The sequence below is a fragment of the Streptomyces sp. NPDC055189 genome (assembly GCF_053606765.1).
Map to the genome: position 1 here is coordinate 1 of NZ_JBSGSG010000171.1, position 6137 is coordinate 6137.

The window sequence follows — 6137 nt, forward strand, 5'->3', positions numbered from 1 at the left end:
ACACCACCCCCTGCAAGGGGACGATCCCCACCGCCCCGCACCCACCCCGCCCCCCGCCACCGTTCTTCCGCTGCCGGGCGCCGATGACGTGAAAAAGCCGCTCAGCCCTCCTCGGGCGCCAGCGTCAGCGAGATCGAGTTGATGCAGTACCGCTGGTCCGTCGGCGTCGCATAGCCCTCGCCCTCGAAGACGTGGCCGAGGTGCGAACCGCAGCGGGCGCAGCGGACCTCCGTGCGGACCATGCCGTGCGAGGAGTCCTGGAGCAGCTCGACCGCGTCCGTGTCCTTGGGGTCGAAGAAGCTCGGCCAGCCGCAGTGCGACTCGAACTTCTCCTGCGAGGTGAACAGCTCCGCGCCGCACGCGCGACAGGAGTAGACGCCCTTGGTCTTGGTGTCCGTGTACTCACCGACGAACGCGGGCTCCGTGCCCGCCTGGCGCAGAACCGCGTACTCCGAGGGGCTCAGCTCCGCGCGCCACTGCTCGTCCGGCTTCTCGACGTCGTACGACATGAGACTGAACCCCTTACTGCTTCGATGTGCTGCTTCGCATTACTGCTTCGACAGCTCGGCCAGGATCTGCGGGCCGAGGTCCGTGACGTCGCCCGCTCCCATGGTGAGAACGAGATCACCGGGCCTCGTCATTCCCGCGACGGCCGCCACGGACTCGGTCTTGTCGTGCGCGGCCCGTACCTCGGCGCCCGCCGCCACGGCCGCGTCGATGATCAGGGCGCTGGTGATGCCGGGGATCGGGTCCTCACGGGCGGGATAGATGTCCAGGACCACGGAGGCGTCCGCGAGGGCAAGGGACTGGCCCATCTCCTTGCCCAGCTCCTGGGTGCGCGAGAAGAGGTGGGGCTGGAAGAGGACCAGGATGCGCGCGTCGCCCGCGGCGGAGCGCATCGCCTCCAGGTCGGCCGTCATCTCCGTGGGGTGGTGCGCGTACGAGTCGATGACCTGGACGCCGGCCGCCTCGCCCTTGAGCTGGAGGCGGCGCTTGACGCCGGTGTACGAGCCGATGGCCGACGCGAGGTTGTGCGCGGGGATGCCGAGGGCGATGCCCGCGGCCAGGGCGGCCACGGCGTTGTGGGCGTAGTGGCGGCCGGGGACCGAGACCGTGAACGTCAGGAACTTGCCGTTCAGGATCACCGTGACCTCGCTGGTCAGGCCGCGTGCGGTGATCTTGTGGATGCGGAGGTCGGAGCCCTCCGACTCGCCGTACGTGACGACCTTCAGGTCGCCCGCGTCGCGCACGCGCTTCGTCAGCTCGGCCGCGCCCGACTGGTCCGCCGCGATCACCAGCGTGCCGCCGGGGACGATCTTGCCCGCGAAGGTCTCGAAGGACTCGTAGATCTCGTCCATCGACGCGTAGTTGGCGTGGTGGTCGAGCTCCACGTTCAGGACGATGGCGACCTCGGGCGCGTACTTGTGGAAGCTGCGGTCGCTCTCGTCCGCCTCGGCCACGAAGATGTCGCCCTCGCCGTGCAGCGCGTTCGAGCCCGGCGCGTCCAGGTCGCCGCCGATCGCGTACGAGGGGTCTAGGCCGAGGGTGGAGAGGGTGACCGCGAGCATCGACGTCGTCGTGGTCTTGCCGTGCGTGCCGGCCACCGCGATCGGCCGCAGGCCCTCCATGAGGGAGGCCAGGGCGTCCGAGCGGTGGACGACCGGAATGCCGAGCTCCGTGGCGCGGGCCAGCTCGGGGTTGTCGGCGCGGATGGCGGAGGAGACGACCACGCAGGTCGCGTCGGACGCGAGGTGCGCGGCGTCGTGGCCGATGTGGACCGTGGCGCCCAGGGTCCGCAGGGCCTCGGCCGTGGCCGACTCCCGCGCGTCGCTGCCCGCGACCTTGGCGCCGCGCTGGGCCAGGATCTTGGCGATACCCGACATTCCGGCGCCGCCGATGCCGATGAAGTGCGGTCGGTCCATGGCGGTGGGCAGGCCGGGTGCCATACGTGTGTCTCCCCAAGAGTCCAGAATTTACGGCAGATGAGCAGGGCAAGACTACCTGCGCCCCGTAGGGGCGCGGGGAACTGCGCGACCAGCCCCCACCGGGCCCGCAGCTTGATCACAGCACCCGGAGCAGCGCTCAGTCCTCCGCGTGAGAGAACAGCTTCAGAACCGGTACGCCCACCTTGTGCCGCGCACGAGACGCCCAGTCCCGGTGGAAAAACTCCTCCACGTAGTGGGGATCGGTAAGGACGATGACCTCATCGGCACCCGCCTCATCCACCAGCTGCTTCAACGCATCGAGCGGATGATCCTCGATCAGCTGCCCAAGCGCCTCACAGCCCGCCGCGCGCAACGCGGCCAGCGAGACTTCCAGGGCCTTCTGCGCGGGGGCCGCCGCCTCCTGCCCCTCGGGGACGTCCCCTTCCCTCGCCGCCTCGTCGATCTCCCCCAGAGCCACGTCGTCGATGGCCCGCAGCAGGCGGTCCGCCTGGTCGCCGCGGGGCTGGAGCAGCACCCGGAAGGTGACCGTCTCCTCGCCGTGCAAGGTGGTGACGAACTCAACGTCGGCGGAGGTCAGGGCCTTCTCGATCATCAATACGCTTGTGAACACGACAGGCGCCCTTCTCATCCGTGGGCTGCCGAGAGTCTGTCTCGACAGCCCCTGCGGAAACCATCCTGCCCCGTGGCCGCACGGGGTCTGCGACTTTTAGTGTGCCCAGCGGAAGCGAAACGGAACGGCTGATTCCGCTGATTGTCAGGTTTGACGGTATCGGGTGAAGAGGAACCCGGCCTCCTCCAGTACGGAAGCCAGGGTGAATCGTTCCGGCACCGCCACCGAGGACCCCCAGGCGATGCGCTGCGCGTCCCCCGCGGTGAGCATCGGGGACACCGTCAGACAGAGCTCGTCCAGGGCCTCCGCGGCCACGAACTGGCCGAGCAGCCGGGGTCCGCCCTCGGTGAGCAGCCGGGTCAGGCCGCGCTCCGCCAGGGCGGGCGCGATCCGCTCGGGCTCGACCACGGCGCCCTCCCCCGCGATCACCACCACGGCACCCGCCTTCTCGGCCGCGGCGATCCGGTCGGCCGGCGCCTCGGCGCCGGTCACCACGAGCGTGGGCACCAGCGGCTCGGTGAAAAGCGGAAGGGTGAAATCCAGGTTGAGGCTCGCGCTGACGACGGCGATCGCGGGCACCACCGTCTGCCCGGCCCCGGCCCTGCGCCCGGCGAAGTCCGCACGTTCCCGTGCCGGCCGGTAACCCTCCTGGCGGACCGTCTCGGCGCCGACGATCACGACGTCGGCCAGTGCGCGCAGGGTGCCGAAGATCCGCATGTCCGCGGCGTTCGAGATGGGGTGGGAGCGGCCGTCGTGCTGGGCCGCGCCGTCCAGCGTGGACACCATGTTGGCGCGCAGCCAGGGGGTGTCGCCCGGGGGGTAGGCGTACGCGTCTGCCAGCTCCCCCAGCTCCCACTCTCGTACTGCTGTTTCGTCTGTCTGGTCGGTCACAGGGAACAGGCGTCGCATGTCCAGCAGTCTTGCACGGCGCTTAGAGTTAGGAACCGTGTCGTCCTCTACCGCCGCCCCCGGGCAGAGCCCCATAGCCGAAGCGGCTCCTCTGTCGCTGTGCGCCCGCGAGCCCCATGTCCCCGCCGACCGCCTGGTCGCCGAGATGGTGCCGCCGCCGCGCTTCGACTCCGTCCGCTTCGATACGTACATACCGGACCCCGATCAGCCCAGCCAGACCGAGGCCGTGCGGGTCCTCGGTGACTTCGCGGCCGGGCTCGGCGGGGCGCACGCGTCCGGCGCCGGGAAGCGGAAGTGGTTCGCGCGCTCGAAGCCCGCGGCCCCCTCCGGCCCCCGCGGCGTCTACCTCGACGGCGGCTACGGAGTGGGCAAGACCCACCTCCTCGCCTCCCTCTGGCACGCGACGCCCGCGGCGCCCGAGCAGAAGGCGTTCGGCACCTTCGTCGAGCTGACGAACCTCGTCGGGGCGCTCGGCTTCCAGCAGACCGTGCGCACCCTCAGCGGGCACCGGCTGCTCTGCATCGACGAATTCGAGCTCGACGACCCGGGCGACACGGTGCTCGTGTCCTCGCTCCTCTCGCGGCTCGTCGACGAGGGCGTGGCGCTCGCCGCGACCTCGAACACGCTGCCGGGCAAGCTCGGCGAGGGCCGGTTCGCCTCCGCCGACTTCCTGCGCGAGATCCAGGGCCTGGCGACCCACTTCAAGTCGCTGCGCATCGACGGCGATGACTACCGCCACCGGGGGCTTCCGGAGGCGCCGGCTCCGTACTCGGAGGAGCAGGTCACCAAGACCGCGTACGCGACCGAGGGCGCGAGCCTGGACGACTTCCCGCATCTGCTGGACCACCTCGCGCGCGTCCACCCCAGCCGGTACGGAGCGCTCACCGACGACCTGAAGGCCGTCTGCCTCACCGAGGTGACGCCCGTGCCCGACCAGTCGACCGCGCTCCGCCTCGTCGTGCTCGCCGACCGTCTGTACGACCGCGAGGTCCCCGTGCTCGCCTCGGGCGTCCCCTTCGACCAGCTGTTCAGCGAGGAGATGCTGAACGGCGGCTACAGGAAGAAGTACTTCCGGGCGATATCGCGGCTCACCGCGCTCGCGAGGGACGCGAAGAGCCTCGTAAAGGCGTAACGGGCCTCGTAAAGGTGTAACGCGCCTCGTAAAAGCGAAACGACTCACCGCTACGCGCGTGGTTCCCGCACGCCTAGGCGCGTGGTACACACATCCGGTCATGTTCCTGTCCGCCAGCAGGAGGTCGACCTTTTATGTCCACGACACGACGTCAGGTGCTAGCCCGTACCGGTGCGGTGGGTGCGGGAATCGCCTTCACCGGCGCGCTCTCGGAACTCTTCGCGGGAAGCGCCGCCGCGCAGGGCAAGGCAGGCTACGGGCCGCTTGTGCCCGACCCCGCGGGCCTGCTCGATCTGCCGAAAGGTTTCCGCTACCAGGTCCTCTCGCGGGAGGGCGGCGATCTGCCGTCCGGTGAGGGCAAGGTGCCGAGCAACTTCGACGGCATGGCCACCTTCCGCGGCAAGAAGGGCGGAACCAACCTCGTCCGCAACCACGAGAACCGCCACAACGGAAGAATCGGCGTGCCCACGGTCAAGGGCCTCACCTACGACCCGATGGGCAAGGGCGGCTGTACGGCGCTCGCACTCGACCGCCACAACAACGTCATCGGCGAGCGTGTCGCGATCGCCGGGACCGCGGTCAACTGCGCGGGCGGGCCCACCCCGTGGGGCACCTGGCTGACCTGCGAGGAGACCGAGGACAAGGCCGGCACGAACGGCTACACCAAGGACCACGGCTTCATCTTCGAGGTCGACCCCGTCGACCCTCACCGCACCGGCGCCGTGCCGCTCACCGCGATGGGCCGCTTCCAGCACGAGGCGATCGCCGTCGATCCACGGCGCGGCGTCGTCTACGAGACCGAGGACGCCTTCCTCAAGCCCTTCGGCCTCTTCTACCGCTTCCTGCCCAAGAAGCCCGAGGGCGGCCGCGGCTCGCTCCGGGCGGGCGGAAAGCTGCAGGCCATGCGGGTGCCGGGCGTGCCCGACCTGTCCGCGATCCAGGAGACGGGGGCCAGCTTCAAGGGCATCGAATGGGTCGACGTGCCGGACCCGCTGGCCGCCCAGACCCCCATCAGGAACCAGGACTTCGGCCCCAAGGGCATCACCCACGCGCAGAAGCTGGAAGGCTGCTACTGGGGCGGCACGTCCGTCTACTTCGTCTCGTCGTTCGCCCACAGCGCGGAGGGCTCGGCGGGCGACCACTTCGGGCAGATCTGGCGCTACGACCCCTCCGAGCGCCGTCTCACCCTCGTGATCGTCTTCGGCCCGAGCACCGACATCCAGCTGCCGGGCGAGTCCCCCGACAACATCTGCCTCGCGCCGAGCGGCGGCCTGATGGTGGCCGAGGACGGCGGCGGCGCGCAGCACGTCTACGGCGTGACGCGGCGGGGCGAGGTCTACGCGATGGCCAGGGGCGCGCAGAACATCGGCACTCCCGAGGAGCCCGAGTGGGGTGAGTTCGCGGGCGTCTGCTTCTCGCCGGACCACGACACGATGTACGTCAACTGCTACACCCCCGGCACGACGTTCGCCGTGACGGGGCCCTGGCACCGGACCTGATCCGACCCGTGGGCCGGGTGCGCGGCGTCCTGCCGCGCACC

At 70.1% G+C, this 6137-nt stretch carries 6 protein-coding genes; 2 read left to right on the top strand and 4 right to left on the bottom strand.

Annotation, left to right across the window (positions count from 1 at the left end; all coding sequences use genetic code 11):
• Window positions 1-101: 101 nt before the first annotated feature.
• The 4 genes from msrB to ACWFR3_RS46435 all read right to left on the bottom strand — a co-directional run bounded on the left by msrB (window position 102) and on the right by ACWFR3_RS46435 (window position 3465).
• Window positions 102-509 (bottom strand): peptide-methionine (R)-S-oxide reductase MsrB, encoded by a 408-nt coding sequence (msrB, locus tag ACWFR3_RS46420; protein ID WP_453740765.1) that lies wholly within the window; start codon window positions 507-509, stop codon window positions 102-104.
• Between the two features lie 39 nt (window positions 510-548).
• Window positions 549-1946 (bottom strand): UDP-N-acetylmuramate--L-alanine ligase, encoded by a 1398-nt coding sequence (gene murC, locus ACWFR3_RS46425; RefSeq protein ID WP_453740766.1) that lies wholly within the window; start codon window positions 1944-1946, stop codon window positions 549-551.
• Between the two features lie 136 nt (window positions 1947-2082).
• On the bottom strand, window positions 2083-2556 hold the full coding sequence (locus ACWFR3_RS46430) for an indole-3-glycerol phosphate synthase (protein WP_453740767.1): 474 nt from the start codon (window positions 2554-2556) through the stop codon (window positions 2083-2085).
• Window positions 2557-2700: 144 nt separating this feature from the next.
• Complete coding sequence (locus ACWFR3_RS46435; protein ID WP_453740768.1) at window positions 2701-3465, bottom strand: pyrimidine reductase family protein; 765 nt, start codon at window positions 3463-3465, stop codon at window positions 2701-2703.
• Window positions 3466-3502: 37 nt separating this feature from the next.
• Between ACWFR3_RS46435 and zapE the strand changes: the two genes are divergently transcribed.
• Both zapE and ACWFR3_RS46445 read left to right on the top strand, forming a co-directional pair.
• On the top strand, window positions 3503-4597 hold the full coding sequence (gene zapE / locus ACWFR3_RS46440) for a cell division protein ZapE (RefSeq protein ID WP_453740769.1): 1095 nt from the start codon (window positions 3503-3505) through the stop codon (window positions 4595-4597).
• Window positions 4598-4731: 134 nt separating this feature from the next.
• Window positions 4732-6096 (top strand): alkaline phosphatase PhoX, encoded by a 1365-nt coding sequence (locus ACWFR3_RS46445; protein ID WP_453740770.1) that lies wholly within the window; start codon window positions 4732-4734, stop codon window positions 6094-6096.
• The last annotated feature ends 41 nt before the right edge of the window (window positions 6097-6137 follow it).